At 52.2% G+C, this 18,078-nt stretch carries 8 protein-coding genes and 1 pseudogene; 2 read left to right on the top strand and 7 right to left on the bottom strand.

Features of this window, described 5'->3' with window-relative positions; all coding sequences use genetic code 11:
- Positions 1 to 161: 161 nt before the first annotated feature.
- The gene (locus FGI41_RS18575) at positions 162 to 6,944 is read right to left on the bottom strand and encodes a DUF4350 domain-containing protein (protein ID WP_139491833.1); all 6,783 of its coding nucleotides are present in this window, start codon (positions 6,942 to 6,944) and stop codon (positions 162 to 164) included.
- Between the two features lie 231 nt (positions 6,945 to 7,175).
- Here FGI41_RS18575 and FGI41_RS18570 point away from each other — a divergent pair, with 231 nt between their 5' ends.
- On the top strand, positions 7,176 to 8,369 hold the full coding sequence (locus FGI41_RS18570) for a HupE/UreJ family protein (protein WP_139491832.1): 1,194 nt from the start codon (positions 7,176 to 7,178) through the stop codon (positions 8,367 to 8,369).
- A 60-nt stretch (positions 8,370 to 8,429) separates the two neighbouring features.
- On the opposite strand, the gene FGI41_RS18565 is transcribed toward FGI41_RS18570, so the two are convergent.
- From FGI41_RS18565 to FGI41_RS18540, 6 genes and pseudogenes are all read right to left on the bottom strand, one after another.
- Positions 8,430 to 9,674: an oxygenase MpaB family protein gene (locus FGI41_RS18565; protein ID WP_139491831.1), complete on the bottom strand. Its 1,245-nt coding sequence runs from the start codon at positions 9,672 to 9,674 to the stop codon at positions 8,430 to 8,432.
- A gap of 187 nt (positions 9,675 to 9,861) precedes the next feature.
- Positions 9,862 to 11,796 (bottom strand): PAS domain S-box protein, encoded by a 1,935-nt coding sequence (locus tag FGI41_RS18560; RefSeq protein WP_255298534.1) that lies wholly within the window; start codon positions 11,794 to 11,796, stop codon positions 9,862 to 9,864.
- On the bottom strand, positions 11,738 to 12,562 hold the full coding sequence (locus FGI41_RS18555; RefSeq protein WP_139491830.1) for a CheR family methyltransferase: 825 nt from the start codon (positions 12,560 to 12,562) through the stop codon (positions 11,738 to 11,740). The genes FGI41_RS18560 and FGI41_RS18555 overlap by 59 nt, the downstream gene beginning before the upstream one ends.
- A 15-nt stretch (positions 12,563 to 12,577) precedes the next feature.
- On the bottom strand, positions 12,578 to 15,367 hold the full coding sequence (locus FGI41_RS18550) for a response regulator (RefSeq protein WP_139491829.1): 2,790 nt from the start codon (positions 15,365 to 15,367) through the stop codon (positions 12,578 to 12,580).
- Positions 15,368 to 15,549: 182 nt separating this feature from the next.
- A pseudogene (locus tag FGI41_RS18545) lies at positions 15,550 to 16,194 on the bottom strand (SpoVR family protein); the annotation flags it as partial.
- A gap of 17 nt (positions 16,195 to 16,211) precedes the next feature.
- Positions 16,212 to 16,481 (bottom strand): hypothetical protein, encoded by a 270-nt coding sequence (locus FGI41_RS18540; RefSeq protein ID WP_139491828.1) that lies wholly within the window; start codon positions 16,479 to 16,481, stop codon positions 16,212 to 16,214.
- A gap of 117 nt (positions 16,482 to 16,598) precedes the next feature.
- On the opposite strand from FGI41_RS18540, the gene FGI41_RS18535 reads away from it, so the two are divergent.
- On the top strand, positions 16,599 to 18,071 hold the full coding sequence (locus FGI41_RS18535) for a recombinase family protein (protein WP_139491827.1): 1,473 nt from the start codon (positions 16,599 to 16,601) through the stop codon (positions 18,069 to 18,071).
- Positions 18,072 to 18,078 lie beyond the last annotated feature (7 nt).

The following is an 18,078-nucleotide window of genomic DNA, read 5'->3' as shown; positions in this document are numbered from 1 at the left end:
CCCCATAACTCCAATTTATGTAGATGTACATAACTTATACAACGATTATACATTCCAGATATACGAGTGTCGATACGTTTACCCTCTCATGTGTAAAAAAGAAAAACCACCTGCCGATGGTTGAAAGTAAAATCCTCCAACGGGTCAGGTGGTTTTCATGCTTACTTGCTCTTCACTTGTGTGGCAGCCTGTTCCTTCAGGGTTGCCTTGGTGTTTTTCACTGTGATCTCGATCTTGGTGCTTCGACGTTGGCTCGTTACCGTGATGGTTACTTTGGAGCCTGTTTTTGCCTTCGCGTTGATGGTGATTGTTCCGTCTTCGCTTACCGTTGCCACAGCGGTGTTGCTGGACTTGTAGCGGGTGCCGGATGCTTTGGCAGTGACGTCGAACTTGTTCTGATCAGAGGTGTAGGCATACAGCTTCAATTGAACCTGCTGGCCTGGTGCTGCTTGTACCGCTTTTTCGCTGAAGCCGATGCGGGAGACATGTGCCTCGGAGAGACGGAACTCGGTGTAGTGCGTGGTATCGAAGGAAGCAAGGCCGTTGGCAGTTGTGACTGCTGCAGCTGTTCCGTTCTCACTCACGGCTACCCATTTCTTGCTCGCTTCATTGAAGTAGTACGCGAGCAGTGGCTTGGTCGTTTTGAACTGATACGGTAAGGTGACGTGTACCTTGTTTGTACCGAACTGGGTGACAGGTTGGCCGTCTGCCGTGATGTTCAACACATAGCCTTGGCTGGTCTGCAGGTTGAAGCTTTTGGATACAGACGCTTTGGTGTTGGACTTGGTCATAGACAGCACCACTTCCTTGTCACCGATCTCATTCAAAAGACCGGTCGGCAGGATCATGCCTGCTTCGGCTGGGTTTTGCAGGGTGACATCAAAGTTGTTTTCATTGAGCTTGGTAACCACTTCTTGGGACAGGGTTACCGTCATGTCTTCTGTTGGTTCGCCCTCTTCGTCTGTGCCTGCGTGGAGTTCCACGTTACGGCTCACAGTGAGCAGGGAAGCATGGTCGCCGAGGCTTTCTGCAAAAGCATCTGTCGCCTGGGTGATCGCTTCGATCTGTTCGTCAAGGTTGGTGACTTGGCCATCAGCTGCCACTGTTACGTCATCCATTTTGTTCAGGAGGCTGGCAACTGTGGTGTTGAGGTTGGTTGCCATTTTGGTGGTGACTGCTTTGGTATCGAGGTTGGCGTAGACGGTAGACAGCATGCTGTTGACTACGGTATTCGCTTTGTCGATGGACTCGGTGTCATTGGCGTCGACAGTGTTGATCAGGGTGGTGATGACGCCTGTGATCAGTTTGTCGGCGGTTTGGGCTACGTCTTTTGGTTCGACGATGCCGTTGTCTAATTGGATTACCATTGCGCCAAGCACTTGGGTCACGGCGGTGTTAGTGGCATCCAGCTCTGCGCCTAGATCATTGTTCTCTCTTTTGAGCATGGTCGTCAGGCCGTTGATCACGTCATTCACCGCGCTGATGACTGTTTTGGCATCCGTTGCGTTGGTGATGGCAGCTGCGGTCTGGTTGCTCAGTTGCACCAATTCTTCCGGCGTGGTCGGCACGGTTGGTCTTGGTGTAGTTGGTGTGGTTGGCGGCGTTGTTGGTGTAGTCGGTGGTGTAGTCGGCGGCGTTGTTGGTGGCGTCGGAACGTCCACTTTGCGCAATTCTTGCGTGTTACGCACGCGGATGCGGATACCATCCGTGAACTTGCCTGTCAGACCTACCGCTTCATACGTGTCTCCTACTGCAAGCGCCGGAATCGGGCCGGACTGGTCTTTGATGTAACCGTCTACGAAGACAAGGATTGGGCCTGAGCCGTCATTGATTACATAGGAGTTGGCATCATATTGAGAGACGACCGTTCCTGTTACCTTCACCAAAAGACCTTGGTTGGCTTCTGCCGATGCTTGACCGGTCGAAAGCACAGTAGGCTCGATTGGAGTCGTGTGGCCTGTCTTGATGACATCCATCTTGAACTCATTGAATTCAAGCTCTAGGTTTTTCTCAAATGTCTTGATGTGACCATAGATACGTACGGTGTCACCCAAGGCAAGCGTTCCCTCTGGCACTTCATTGAATGCCATGATCCCGCCTGTTGCATCTTGTACATAGAACGCATCGAAGAAGTTGCCTGCCGGAGTGGTGACGACACCTTCGACGACAACATCGGTACCTTCTGCTTTGGTGCGTGCTTCGCCGATGGTAGAGACCTTGGTGCCGCGTCCTGCGAGCCAGTTGAATGCGTTGAGAGCCAGTTCATTGTTGCCTTTTGGCTCGTAGCTTTCATCCATCTGCTTGTCGTTCATGATGTTCATCCCAGAGACAACGATCTTCCCTTGTCCGACGAGCTCAGAGGCAATCGCTGGGATGGCGGAACCCCCTGTCGTATCGGATACATTGTCATAGGTGTAGCCGCCTTTGATGCTGGTTTGGTAGGTGGTTTCGTTACCAAAAGCAAGGACGGTGACGCTGTCGGTGTTGGTCAATGGTTGGTCGCCTGCCGCGGATAAGCTGGAACCGCTGTAGTAGTCAACGAACTTCACCCGGTCGGTGATGTAGTTCGGAACAAGACCTGGGAAGAGACGTACTGCATGTTTGGCAGTGAGTGGGTTCGACCAGAAGTTACCGGTCTTGGAGTCATCATAAATACCATCGTTGGTGAAACGGATGGTAGCACCCATCTCAGCCAAGAGGTCATTGTTGATAACGGTGTTGGTAGTACCGTAGTTAGATTTTTCCAAAAGGAACAGGGAACCGCCGTTGCGGACAAAGTTAGCCACTGCTGTGTTCTCTGCTGCGGTCAAATCTGTGACTGGATGTGAGATGACCAATACTTTGGTGCCTGCAAGCAGGCTATCGGTGATTGGGTCTTTATTTTCCACGACAGTGTAGCCTTCACGCTGCAACAAGATGGTGATCGATTTCAGGTTGTCTTTGTAGGTGCTGGTGTCGGTCGTGGTGTTCTCGTTTTTATGAGCCGCGTCGAATACAATTTTGATGCCGAGCGGTTCTTTGATGTGCACGTTGTCTTTGATGAATTGGTTGTCAGCCGGGTTGTCTGCGCCAGGTGCAGAGACAACGGCAATCAGCTTATGGTCACCGCTGATTGGGCTGGCCCATGTGACACTTGCTTTTCCTACGCTCTTGGCATTGAGAGTCGCAATCGTGGATTCACCGATCAGGTGTGCATTGTCCACTGCGTCATAGTAGAAACGTACGGTCAGTCCAGAAGTATTGTTGGTACCGAGGTTGGAGATACCTGCCTGCAGGGTAGCTGGGTTGCCTGCGATGATGGTCTCGCCTACGATTTCAATACCGCTGACTTTTACGTCATCTGCTACTTCTTGGGACCAGATCGGTGCAGAGTACATCTGCTCACCGTCTGCCTGTGTGACCTTGACGACGAACCATTGCTGACCGCCGATGATGTTCACAGATGGAGTCCATGTGAAGTCTTTGGTCAGTGGGGAGATGGTCTGGATGGCTTGCCCACCATTGGTGATCAGCTCTACTTTCGTGATGCGGTCATCGGATACATAGTCAGCAGGCAGGTAGCCATACTTCTCATCGGTGCGGGATTCCGTCACCAAGTCGCTGCCGGAGATCTCGAAGTTGATCGTGGAGCCGTCTACGACAGCACCCATATACTTGCCGTTTGCCTTCACATCGAGGGTGAAGTTCGGGTCCTCCACCATGTAGACACGCATGTTGCGCATCGCATGGAGCAAGGACGCTTGGGACAGATCGCTTGCTACGATAACGGTACGGCGGTTGGTCTGACCCCATGTACCTTCGTGGTTATCCTCACCAAAAGTAGGAGCGACGTGCCAGCCGAGGTCAAGAGCGCTGTAGAACTTCTTCTCCGCGTTAGCGTAGCCATAGTGACCGGAACCATTCCCCACTTCCATCATGGTGAACAGCTGGTCAACGTTTTTATCGTATGGCGTGAAGTTGTTGAATGCATTGGCAGACATATCCGGATGGTTGAACTGAGCCGCGATATTATCGTTGGTCAGTACCCATGCGTAGTATTGGTTCAGATCTTGGTACTTGCTGCCGCTGATTTTGCGGTCGATGAAGTTGTCTGTACCAAATACGTTGGAGTGACCCCATGAGGTGGATGTCATCTCAAAAGCCGGGAAGACGACGAATTCACCGTTTTGGGTGTATTGGTTAGCTAAAGACTTGGTCAATTGCCACTCGGTGCCACCTGTGCGTTCAGGCATCCCGTTTTTGTTGAGCAGGTCTGCTCCTGTCTCAATCAGTTCGGGGTCGATATCATGAGAGTGGTCAGAGTAGGCAAACCAGTCGTATTGATATTTTTTCGCTTCGACGAGGGCTTGTTCTGGTGTACCTGCCCCGTCATGAGAGATGTTGGTGTGGTTGTGAGTCGTACCACGGTAGTGCTGACCACCTGTGAACGTTTCCGTAACAGTGAACTCCCACGTGATGGTGCTTGGGTTGTTTTTCATATCTTTGGCGGTGATGCTTACCGTGTGCTTCGCGATGCTGAGCTCGCCTGAGAGGGTCAGCATTACTTTTCCGTCTGCAAAAGTGGCTGGAACAGATTGTCCATCCAACGTCGCAGTGATGGAAGCCTGATCGATCCCATTCGGGTCGGTGACGGCGACAGCAACTACCGGACTCTTATCTTCCACGCGAGACGTGTTCATCGGTTGCTCGTTGGTAAAGGCTGGGCCTTGCGTGTCTGCAATCAGCGTTACCACATATGGGGTCAGGCTGTCGCGGTTGTTCGCTGTTTTGGTCAGATTGCCTGCAGTGGCTTGGATGTAGTATTCGAAGCCCGCCTGTGGCACGTCTGCTTTTGGCAGGGTAACCGAATAGGTAGGTGCGGTTGTCTGTACCATGTCGGCCTTGGTGAAGTTCGCAGCACCTGTGGCCCGGTAGAACAGCGCTACACTGAGAGGATCGCTGGATTCTGCCTGTGCGGTAAACGTCAGATCGGTATCGGTGTAGCCTTGTGCGATTGGCGTATGCGCGAGGTTGATCGCCGTTACTTCTTTGATATCAGCGGTGGTTCTTGGGAACACTTGGTATCCAGAGGTATACGGAGCGGAAGAAGCGTACTGACTGAGCACACCAGTAATTTCGTAGGTTTTGTTCAGTACCAAAGCAGCCGTAGCGCTGATTCCGGTCGTGTTCATCACGCGTACAATCAACGATTGACCGTTTTCATCCTTAATCGTCACGTTATACGCTGATGTACCGCTCGCCATAACACTAGTGACTTTTCCGGTCACCTTCACCAGAGAGCCTTCCAGTGGTTCAGCCTTTTCTAATGCCGCTGTTCCGCTGAATGAATCGATGGTGACTGCTTTTGGCGCTGGTACGGAAGCGAGGTCAGAACCAATCACCGTAATGTCGGATGGTACCAGCTCGGTAAGACCTTTGAAAAAGTCAACTGTCCCTGTAATCCGCAGCTTATCGCCCACTTTATAAGCGGTTGTCACAACAGGATTGGTGAAGATATTGATCCCACCTGTCGCATCCTGCAGATAGAAGGAGCCGTTGCCAACCACATTGTTATCAATGGTGACAATCCCTTCTACTGTGACCGTCTGACCTTTCTTGGTCGTCGATCCATTCGCATCGACTTCGCGAAGGGCGGAGAGGTTGGTCAGCTGTACAGCCGGCTTTGGACCGATGGCAATCACAGCCGGATTGCTCTCGAAGTTGCGTCCGTACTGGGAATACGTCTGCTGGGTCACGTATACATTGGTGAGACCAAGCCCACTGTTCGTAAAGCCAAATGTGAAAGAACCGTCTGCACTTGCTTTGATCGCGCCAGTATTCAGCGGTTGCCCCCCATTTGCAGGGTCGCCATTATAGATGACCACATACGGTTGGTTCGCCGAGACAGCACCAGCTGTACCTACGACGGTTGCCTGACCGTTTTCTTCATAAAAATTGATTTTGGTTGCATCCAGTGACGGTGAAACCACCGCTGCGCGGATCTCTACAGGAGTACTTGGAGCTTTGTCTGCTCCGGTCGCCGTCACGAAGATCGTAGCGTCTGTATCTGCATTGTTGAAGGTGAGGCTAAATGTACCGTCTGAGTGTGCAGTCGTGTTAGCTGCCTCTGTCACGGAAGAGTCAACAGACGGATCTTGATAGAAAAGAGAAACCTTCGAGCCGCCGTAGACCGTACCTGTCACGGTTGCAGAAGCTTGATTTTCATTGTTGAAGAAGAACGTGCTGCCATCCGGCTTCAGGGTTGGCGGGAGTTGGCCTCCTGTCGGTGGCTGTTCGGCAGGCGAAGAAGTGTTTTGTGGATTCGGTGTGGTGGTCACTTGGAAATTGGATGCGTTTTCATCAGTGTCATAACCGTTCCCTTGACCGTCTGCCACAATTCCTGCGCTGCTGAAGCGCTCCGCACTGACAGTTCCGTTCAGAACCGGTGCCGCTGCACTTCCTTCATAAGCATTGGCACTCCCGTATCCGATGAAATCGACGACGCTCGCATCTGTTCTGGAGGTGATCGTGGTTTGGGAGTTGACCAGAGCTACTTTCCCGCTGGTTCCAGAAAGGTTGAGCGCGGTAGAGGAAGCTTGTGCGGCTGGAAGATCTGCACCGACACTGCCGCCAGCCCCTGATACCAGATAATAGCTGTATGGCTGAATGCTGCCGGTCAGATTCACCTTCCCTGAAAAACTGGTCCCGGTTGCTGACCCGTATTGGACAGACCAAGTGGACAAATCAACAGGCTGACTGGTCGGGTTGTAAAGTTCAATGAAGTCATTCTTGAACGGAGCGTTGGTACCGCCACCGCCGCCGAATACCTCACTGATGACCACGTGGTTGGCAATGGAAGCTTCTGCATGTGGAATCGCACCATATGGAAGCACCGATGTCACGAGGACAGCTGTGCTGAGCGCGAGGCTTTTCCACTTAGAAGGAATCGATAGGGAAAGCTTCATCTTTTTGGATCGCACCTCGTTTTTTAAAATTTTGCAAAAATAAGAATAGTTATTTCATTCCTCCTCTCCTAATTTTTTCGACATAAAACGATATAAAAGGACATGTAGCGAATACTATTCTATCAAAAATATTTTAATATTAATATTTAATTTTTTATTGTACTATCTTTTTATTTACAGAAATTAAAATTGAATCAACCTTCTTTTTCTGCTGTAATACTATAATGAGCGATGTTCCAAACAGTCGAAACCCGCATGAAGGGAGAGTTTACCATTTTATACAGATTCGCAGCATTCCTGTTGACCATGCTGTTCGGTGTGACGATTCCCTTTTCCCATGTCCATGCACACGCTTACAGTGTCAGCTACAGCACCTTGAAGATCGACGAGAATATTGTCGAATTATCTTACTCAATCGACACGTTGTCCGTCATCGAAGGTCTGGGAGGCGATGCCGATCAGAACGGTGTCTTGGAACAAAAAGAGCTGGAATCCATCGAAGAAAAGCTGGAAGAATGGGTGGAAGACAGCGTCGTCATCGAGTATGACAATCAGCAGCAAGCTGAAGAGATCAAGGAAATCAAAGTGACCCGTCTGCAGGACAAGCCTTTCGTCACCGTCGTGATGACCTATGCTCCGCCGAAAGCGGGCCAATTGCTCACGATGAACGATGGGATTCAGCCTACCTCTGCGGGCAGCAACTATGCTGACTTCGTGACCATTCACTATCAGGGACAGGTCAGCCAAGCGGTGCTGCAGGGTGACCAGCGTGAATGGTCGATGCTTTTGACAGAGCAGCAGGAACAGCAAGAGCAACAACCGCGCCCAGACCCGGCACAGGCTCAGCCATCTACGGGTCAAAACGGACAAGTTGCTGCCACTTCTCCTTGGATGTCCTTTTTCGTCTTGGGGACCGAGCATATCCTGACCGGCTATGATCACCTGTTATTCCTGCTCGCTCTCCTGATCGGACGCCAGTCGCTGAAGCAGTACATCTGGGTCATCACCTCGTTCACCATCGCGCACAGCATCACGCTGACACTGGCGGTGTTGGGTTGGATCGATCTGCCGGGTTGGATCGTCGAGCCGGTGATTGCCCTCTCCATCCTCTATGTCGCAGTGGAAAATATCTTCCGCCGCGAAATGAACCGCCGCTGGGCACTTACCTTTGCCTTTGGTCTGATCCATGGTCTGGGCTTCGCCAGTATCCTGCGTGAGATGAACCTGCCGACTGAGAATCTGGTAGCTTCTCTGCTGAGCTTTAATCTCGGTATCGAAGCCGTGCAGCTTTTGCTCGTGTTGATCCTCCTGCCCCTGCTCACATGGGTACAGAAGCAGGGCAACTACCGTCAGATTGCCAGCATCATCTCCATCGCTGTTGCCTTGATGGGCGGCTATTGGTTGATCGAACGCCTCTTTTTCTAAGCAAAAGAAGCCTGTCACGCTCCTACTTGTGTGGGGAGGGACAGGCTTCTTTTTTCATATTCATGCTCCCATCGACTGCTGCTCGTCTGTAGCATGGGTCAAGTCCAGAGGGTGATTCAGATCGGACGAATAGTGCGGTTCTATTGCAGGGTACGGTTCGAATATGTGAGGTGGTTGCGGCGAATCATAGTGTTCCAGCTCAAAGGTAGAATGGGTCTGCACCGAAAACAAAGCCAGTCCTTCCCCATTGACAGAGCGCATGAACGAATTGACGAGGAAGATACCAATCCCCCTGGTCAGATTGCGTACAGACGGTGATTTGCGCCGCGATCTGTCGAGCATCCGCAGTCCGTACTTCAGCGGGCGGTACAGGTACTCACGGCTGTTGGTCGGAATCCGCAGCCACTCTGCCATCTCGCGTCCCACCATATGCGGTAAAAAGACAGGAATGATCACCTTGCCGATCAACCGCCCCATGAATCCGCCGAGAAACAGGTTGGGCATCGCCCCAAGCAACACCTGTGTCAGCTCCTCCCCTTCCGCAGACGGGCCGAATTGACGCTCTCGGATTTTTTGGTAGAGATGACGGGCCTCCTGCATGTTTACAGGAATAGCATCTGGCCGAATTCCCATCATCTCACCTGCCACCTGCCAGAGGTACATGTAATCCTCAGCATCCTGTTTGTTGATTCTCGCGCCTAGAATTCGTAATTTTTGGACAACGGTGTAGCTAAAGGCGAGCAAGGTACAGAGCAAATCCTCCTGACAGATCGGCACCCCATACTGCTCAACAGGCCATTTGGAACGATGCAGGACCATATAGCGAGCCGCCGCGTGAATCAAACGAATTTTCTGAATCGCCATGATACCATCTGCAAACAACCGATCAGGAGCCATGATCAGGATACCGAACCGTGCCGTCTCCAAAATCCGCTGCTCCACATCACGGGTCAGACGGCTGGAATGCTGGAGCACCTTCACTCCGATCTTCACGGCATAAGACTCGATCAGTGAGGCGGTGACAAGGATCATGTAGACCCCCAGCACATTTTCAACAAAAAACTGGCTGGCCCGCATCAGTCTCTGCTTGTCGATATGGGGTGGAACCAGCTCCTGCGAGTGCAAAAAAGCCTGCACCACAGGGGGAAAGCTCTCAATCTCACAACCTTCCGGCTTTACCAGCTCTTTTAATATCTGATGAACCACATCATACTTTCCGTGAGCCAAAAGCTCTTCGATGATGTGATCGGGTTTTGGGTCTCCTTCGAGGCGAAGGGAATCGAGGTAGGCATCGCTGTAGCGCATAAACCCTTATTCTCCTTTTCTATGTTGTCGCTGGATACAAGTCGGATCTATGTATGTGTAAAAATAATAGCAAAACTCTTTGTGTAAGTTAAGTAAAATTTACCTATTTTTTTCGACCATTGTTAACTTTAACATGAAAAAAAGCCTGCCATCCAGCCGGAAGCACTGGAAAAAGCAGACTTTTGTCTTATTCGCTTGGGACGACATTCATCCGAAAGCGGACATAGAAGGTCGTTCCTTTTTCACTTGTAGAGACGTCAATTCTCGCGTTGTGATGGGCAGCCACACTATAGCAGACCGCAAGCCCCAAGCCCGTGCCCTGTTCTTTGGTCGTGAAAAACGGCGTCCAGATCTTCTCCAGCAATTCCTCGGAGATGCCGACACCTTGGTCCGCGATCTCTAAGATCACTTCACGGCCCGCTGTATACGTCTTCACCTTCAGCTCACCGCCTGCCTCCATCGCTTCGAGACCGTTGAGCGCGAGATTGAGGAAGAGCTGACGGATTTCTTTTTCATCCAGATAGAGATCAGAGCAGTCCTGCAGATCGATGCTGACACCCTTGTCAGACAACAGCGCCTCCGCTTGGACGAGCGGGAACAGAGCGGAGATGATCTGGTTGAGCTGCTGTTTTTTCATGTCGGTTGATTTGTTCTTGGCAAGGGTCAGGAACTCGGTGATGATCGTGTTGGCCCGATCCAGCTCAGTCAGCATCAGATCGATGTAATCCTCGGTCGGGATATCCTGGCAATTCTTCGCAATCTGTAAAAAGCCGCGCACCGTGGTCATCGGGTTGCGGATTTCATGGGCGATCCCCGCCGCCATCTCGCCTACGAGATTGAGGCGGTCGAGTCGGGCCATCTCTTTTTCCAGATAGCAGCGTTCGGTGATATCGGTGACGACCGAGAGGACACACGGCTCACCCTCGATCTCGATGATCTCAGTGGAAAGCAACCCTTCCCGTACCTCGCCTGTTTTGGTCACGTAGCTGATCTTGGCGTTGCGGATGCTGTCCCGCAGATCAATCCCCCGCCCTGCGAGCGCTTCGTTGTCTGTCTGATCAAGAATCAGGAGACGGTCGGCATTGAGATTCTTTACCTCGTCATACTCATAGCCGGTATATTGCAAAAAGCTCTCGTTCACATCGATATAGCGTTGATCTTCCATCGAACGGATCGCGATCAGACTTGGGCTTGCTTTGAAGATTTTGCCGAACAGATCACGGGATTTCTGCAATTCCTGGGTGCGCTCAGCCACCAGCGACTCCAGCTGGATATACTGCTGTTTGCGCTCGGTGATATCGCGGATGGAGCAGACGATAAAATTCTCGGGGGTCACATGTGCCTTGCCGATATGGATTTCCACCGGGAAAAACGTACCGTCCTTGCGCTGTGCGGTCATCTCGATAATCTGGCTGGTCGCGGTGACGACCGAACGAATCTGGGGCAAGAGCAGCTCCACACTCTGACCGGTCAGCTCCTCCATCTGATAGCCGAACATCTCCCTCACCGCTGGATTGGTCATGATGATTTCACCCGTCTCAGCCAGTGTCAGGATCGTATCGACAGAGGTTTCTCCGATTGCGCGGGCGAGCGCCTCTGTCTTTTGCAGCTCCAGGGTCAGGTTCTCCAGCTCCTGCGCACGGTATTTGAGCATCTCGCTTTGCAGGCGGATCTGCTCTTGGTACTTGTGGAGCCGGATGAAGCCTTCGATCTTCATCCGCAGCAGCTCAGGCTGGAATGGCTTGAAGATATAATCGATCGCGCCGACGGCATAGCCACGGGCGACATGCTCCATCGTCTGGCTGATCGCTGTGATGAAGATGATCGGGATATGACGCGACTTTTCCCGCTCCCGGATCAGCTTGGCCGTCTCAAAGCCGTTGAGACCCGGCATCTGCACGTCAAGAAGAATCACCGCAAAATCTTCTTTGAGCACGTGACGTAACGCCTCTTCCCCAGATTGAGCGCTGACCAGCCGATAGTTGGGAGAATCCAGCACGGCTTCCAGTGCCAAAAGATTCTCCGTCCGGTCATCGACGAGCAGGATATTAATAGGTTTGAGCTCATCTGACTTTTCGATAGATTTTTTCCAGTCCATCGACTTCTTCATAATCGTTTGCATGGCTCGTACATACAACTCCTTCTCTATTCCCTAATCCAAAGAATCCAGACATACACAAGCTGTCGTAGAACAAGTCGTGCACCCGGTTTTGAAGCGTTTCGTCAAAATAGATCATGACGTTGCGGCAGATGATGACGTGGAATTCATTAAAAGATCGGTCTGTTGCCAGATTATGCTGGGCAAACACAATATTATCCCCCAAAAACGGTTCAAAAATCGCCTGATCGGATTTGACCGTGTAATACTCGGAGAAAGCGCGGGTTCCTCCTGCTGCCAGGTAGTTCTTGGTATATAACTGCATTTTGTCGAGCGGAAATGTTCCGGTCTTCGCGCGTCGCAGCACATGCTCATTCATATCGGTGGCATACAGGCGGGTCCGGTCAAAGAGACCCTCCTCGTGCAGCAGGATCGCCATTGAATAGACCTCCTGCCCTGTGGAACAGCCTGCGTGCCAGATTCGTATAAACGGATAGTCTCTGAGAATCGGTACCACTTTTTGGCGGAATGCGAGGAAAAAGCCGGGGTCGCGAAACATCTCTGTCACATTGATCGAGAAGTCAGCCAATAGCTGTTCCATCACGCGTGCGTCGTGCAGGACCCGCTCCTGCAAGCCGGAGATGCTGGTCAGCCGTTCAGCGCGGATCCGGTGCCAGATACGGCGGCGTATCGACGAGACGGCGTAGTTGCGAAAATCAAAACCATAATACCGATAGATTCCTTCGAGCAGCAGTTCAATCTCAATCGTTTCTAATTCTTCTTGGTTCATCTGCCTGTTACACTCCTATTTCTTGTATAACCAGACCTTCATTAAAGAGAATAGCTGATCCATATGAACCGGCTTGCTGATATAATCTGAAGCTCCCGCTTCGATACATTTGTCGCGGTCATGCTTCATGGCCTTGGCTGTCAGCGCGATGATCGGCAACGATTTGTAGGATGGCATCTGCCTGATCGTGCGCATGGCCTCATAGCCGTCCATCTCTGGCATCATGATATCCATCAGCACCATATCGGTGTCGGGATGCTCTTCCATCATCTTGATCGCTTCCCGTCCGTTCTCCGCAAAGATCACATTCATCTGTCTGTCTTCAAGTGCGGTGGTCAGCGCGAATACATTACGCATATCGTCATCGACGACGAGAATTTTTCTGCCTGCCAGCTGCACTTCACTGGATTCTTCCATATCTGTCAGAGATTCTTCGTGACTATCAGATTCCCCTTTCTCATCCTGCACTTTTGTATACTCATCTGCTACAGGGGCTGCCGCCGCATCGAGATAGGTTCCCACAGCTGCTTCGTTAAGCGACAGAATCTCCTCTGTCTTCGCATCCAGATAAAAGGCCGGCAGGTACAGGGTAAAGGTACTGCCCACTCCCTCTGCGCTGTTCACCGTGATGCAGCCGCCAAGAAGCTGAGCAATCTCGCGGCTGATCGACAGACCCAGTCCGGTTCCGCCGTATTTGCGGCTGGTGGTACCATCTGCCTGCTGGAATGCCTCGAAGATGATCGACTGCTTCTCTTTTGGAATCCCGATCCCTGTATCGATGACCGAGAGAGCCAGCACCGGGTCCACCTCGTACATGAAGGAATGGTCGGCCAATTCTTCCGGCTCAGCGTGGCGTACCTCCAAAGTGACACGACCCTCGTGTGTGAATTTGAATGCATTGGATAACAGGTTGGTCAAAATCTGCTGCAGGCGCTGCTCATCCGAGTAGATCCGCTTCGGCAATTCTTGGGCCAATCGGATGTCGAACTGGATTTCCTTCTGCGCCGCAATCGTGCGGAAATGACGCTCGGCAAACGCCTGGATTTCATAGATACTCAGATCTGTCGGGCTGATTGACATTTTGCCTGCCTCCACCTTGGACAGATCTAGGATATCATTGATCAGATGGAGCAGGTCGTTGCCTGCACTGTAGATCGTATGGGCGAATTCCACCTGCTTCTGGGACAGGTTGCCCTCTTTGTTCTCCGACATGATCTTGGCTAAGATCAACAGGCTGTTAAGCGGCGTCCGTAATTCATGTGACATATTGGCGAGGAATTCGGACTTGTACTGGGAGGCTTGCTGGACTTGCTTCGCTTTTTCCTCCAGATCCACTTTGACCTTCTCCAGCTCTTTGGTTTTGAGCTCGGAATTCCTGTATTGTTCTTCGAGCTTTTCATTGATGCTGCGCAATTCCTCCTGCTGCAGCTGCAGCTCTTCGGATTGGCTTTGCAGCTCTTCGGTGAGGGTCTGTGATTCACGTAGAAGCTTGCGGATCCGCATGTTGCTTGCGACACTGTTAATTGCTGCCCCAAGTGTATCGAGCACGCTTGCGAGCAAGGATTGATGCAGCTCCGTAAACGGTTCCAAAGAAGCAAGCTCGATGACAGCCAGTACTTCACCCTCGAACTCAACTGGCATGATGATCACTTGTGTCGGTGTGGCATACCCCAGTCCGGATTGAATCTGGGCATAATGTCTCGGCACGTCGGTCAAGAGGATCGGGCGGTTCTCCAGCGCACACTGACCGACCAGCCCTTCTCCCATGGCAAAGCCTTCTGCACCGACAGCCTCACCGTCGAACGCATACGAGGCTTTGCGCTGGAGGCGCTGCTGCTGATCCTGTCCGTCTTTGATATAAAAAACACCGTAGCTTGCTCCCACCAGCGGCGACAGCTTGGTGATGATCAGCTGTCCGAGTGCGGCCAGATCCTGTACACCCTGATAGTTGGCTGTAATCTCGGCCACTTTGGTCTTGAGCCAGTTGTGTTCCTGCATTGCTTCTTTGTATTCTAGTTCCTGTTTATTATGTTTTTCGAGGGAGTCAGCCATCTGATTGAATGCTCTGGCGATTTCACCAATCTCGTCCTTGGTGATGATCTCAATGCGCGGTAAGTTTTCACTTGGGCCGATTTCGGTGGAGGAGATCGCCGAGGTGATCCGGTTCAGACTGTTGCCGATGCTTCTGATCACCCAGAAGGTAATGCCGATCGCAAGCAACAAGCCAGCCAACACGAAGCCAATGGTGACTTTCATCGTAAAATAATAGCTTTCGATGGCACGCTGGTGTGCGACGTCAAGCAATCCCTCCTGGAACTGCTTTAGATTCTGAATCGCTGTGAACAGCTCCCGTTTCATCAGACCCGCGTTGTGGGTGATTTTGGTCGAGGCTTCCGCTACTCGGCCGGCGCTGATATCTTCGAGGATTTCTTTTTCCAGCTGGGAGTAGTTATCGTAGGCCACCTCCATATGGGCCAGATTCTCAACGCCTTGTGGCAGCTTGATATGCTGGTTGAGGTACTCCAGCGAGGTGGCGACTTGGAGTCTGGACTTTTTGAGCTGGTTCTGCTCTTCTTGGAATTGCTGGTCATTGTCCGCCAACAGCATGTTGGTCAGCGCACGGGTCATGTTATTGACCTCATTTTGCACGATGGTCGCTTGTTCTACTTTTTTATAACGGTCGTTGACGATCTCATCGACGCTGGTATGAATATTGGTTACAAGGCTGGACACGATCCCCAAGAGAAAGATCATCAGAGCCGTGATGGCACCGAATCCGATATACAGCTTGGTTTTGTATTTCATATGTTATTTTCCATTCCTTCCTTGTATGTCAAAAGAACATCGTTCATTTCAATTCAACAATTTCCTTCCTTTTCCTGCATAATTATAGGTTTATAAGTATAGAGACATGGATAAGACCCACTCCGTGGCCTGTTGTATCGGCTCGGTGTGGGTCTTTGGTGTGTCGAAACAGGTCAAATGGATTATAAAAATCTGCGGTGAACCTTTTTTCCGTCGTAAGTGAACAAGACAGGACGGCCTTCGACGAGGGATTCGAGATGGATCGTTTTGCCCCAGAGCGTGTGGATGTAGGGGAGGGTCTTCTCCACGTATTTGACGTCCAGCTCCATGTCCTCAAAGTGATGCTTGAGGTACAGCTCACCGCTTCTCAGGTAATCACCGTCAAAGACCGTGATGTACGGGAAGCCGCCGTTGACACGGGAGTTGACCAGACTGTCGCGGACCTGTTCCCATGCTTTCTCCATGATCACCCAGTCGTTGCCCTGCTTGCCGAAGGTGTAGAGGTCGAGGTCTTTGACCAGATCCTTGGTCAGGTAGTTGCGGATGAAGCTCATGTCGGAGTCGACCTCTCGCACCTCGAAGATCTTGGCACGGCCACCGCCCGGCTTGCGGCCATAGCGACGCTGCTCCTCCTCTGTCGGATTGTTGAAGCGGCGTTCGATGTCCTCAAAAATCTTCAGTCCCAGATGATACGGATTGATGCTGGTCGCAGACGGCTGGATGACAGAGGAGTGCAGACGGGCGAATTCGATCGTATCCTCTTCGGTCAGCTCCAAGTCGCGCATGATCTGGGCGTGCCAGTAGGAAGCCCAGCCTTGGTTCTGCAAAGGTGCTTAGGAGGTCATCACCCCACCGACTCAGTCCCTTCCTTCATCGTAATCACATAGCGGGCCGCCGCCACCTCTCCCACCGCTTCTGTCAGCAGATGACGGGCAGCTGATAGTTTCACCTGTGCCGCCCATGTGTGAAGTACTGTCTGAAGTTGGTCGGCGAGAACCGGATGGTGGTTACCAAGATCGTTCCAATCGGAAAAAGAAACCAATGGCTCCACTAATGCCCCTGTGTCCACGCAAAAAACAGCTTGAAGTGGTTGCTCATGCTGACTCTGTTTCAAACCGGCATCCCCCCTTTTCCACCCATGTCTATGCAGGACGGCACCCGGGACAACCCTCTGATTCATACCCCCTGCCCATGCTGAATAAAGTAGAGCATCAGGGAAGGAGGGCAAGCCATGACCCGATCCATTGCGATCTATTGCCGCGTCTCCACCGATGAGCAGGCACGGGAAGGTGTCTCACTGGAAGAACAGCAGGAGCGTCTTGCTGCCTACTGCAAAGCGATGGGCTGGACGCAGCAGATTCTCCTCTATGTGGATGACGGCTACTCCGCCAAAAACACAGACCGCCCCGCGCTGAACCGACTGCTAACCGCTATCCGGCAAGGCCGTATCGCCAAGGTGATGGTGACCAAGCTCGACCGGCTCAGCCGCCGCCTCTTGGATCTGTTGACCTTAATCGAGCTGTTTGGACAGCATCAGGTTTCGTTTGTCTCCACCAGTGAATCCTTTGACACAGATACGCCGTCTGGCCGCCTGACCTTGCAGGTGCTGGGTGCGGTCGCTGAGTTTGAGCGGGAGCGCATCCGCGAGCGTGTCTTCGATAATATGCATCACGCTGCTAGAAACGGTAAATGGCTGACACAAAGCCCCTACGGCTACCGTCTGGAACAGAAGGAGCTGATCATCCACGAGCAGGAAGCCGAGGTGGTGCGCCGGGTCTATGATCTGTATCTCAACCAAGGCCTGGGCTACCTGACCATCGCCAAGCGGCTCAACGAAGAGGGCATCCCCTCCCCGCACAAAAAAGAATGGTCCCTGCGCGCCATCAAGCTGATGCTGACCAATCCCGCCTACAAAGGCACCCTGATGTGGAACCGTACCGACTCCAGCACCCCCACCCGCACGACCAAAGACGAGGAGGAGTGGGTGATCGTCCCCGACTGCCTCCCCGTTATCATCGATCCATCCGTCTGGGAGCAGGTGCAAAGACGCATCGCCAAGCCACCCGTCGCCTCCCGCGCCCAGACCAGTCCACACCTGCTCGGCGGCCTTTTGGCATGTGGTCATTGTGGAGCGTCGATGAGCATCGGCTACTCCGGCTGGCCCAAGCGCCACCGGGTCTATCGCTGTTCCGCCCATAAGAACAAAGGAACCTGCCATTCCACCCCGTACCGTGCCGATCAGGTGGAGCTGCGGCTCAAGCAGGCGCTCGACAAGCTTTTTCGTACCCTTCCGATTCCTCGGCCCCTGCTCCCTATGCTCACCCTCTCCACTCCCTCCCACTCAGCTTCTGGTCACGGACAACGCCTCAAAAAAGCCCAAGCCCGTTACAAACGAAAAGTAGAAGCCTATGCCAACGGTCTGATCGACCTCGACGACCTTACCGCTGAAAAGACCCGTCTGGACAAAGAAACCGCCGCCGCTGTGCCTGCTCCTGACAATCCCAATACCTTGCCTGCTGATCTGCAGTTGTTGAACGAATCCTTCTCCCACCAGCTTTCCCATACGATGGATGCCTTTTCGCTGTTGCCTGTCGAGACGGCTAAAGCACTTTTGCAGACACTCGTGGAAAAAGTGACAATCCATAAAGAAGGAGCCGTAACCCTGAGGCTACGGCTCCCTTCCCAGATCCCGTCCGAGACCTGAAAACCTA

Source organism: Brevibacillus dissolubilis (assembly GCF_006170445.1).
GTDB lineage: Bacteria > Bacillota > Bacilli > Brevibacillales > Brevibacillaceae > Brevibacillus_B > Brevibacillus_B dissolubilis.
This window is presented reverse-complemented; position numbering and strand designations above follow the sequence as displayed.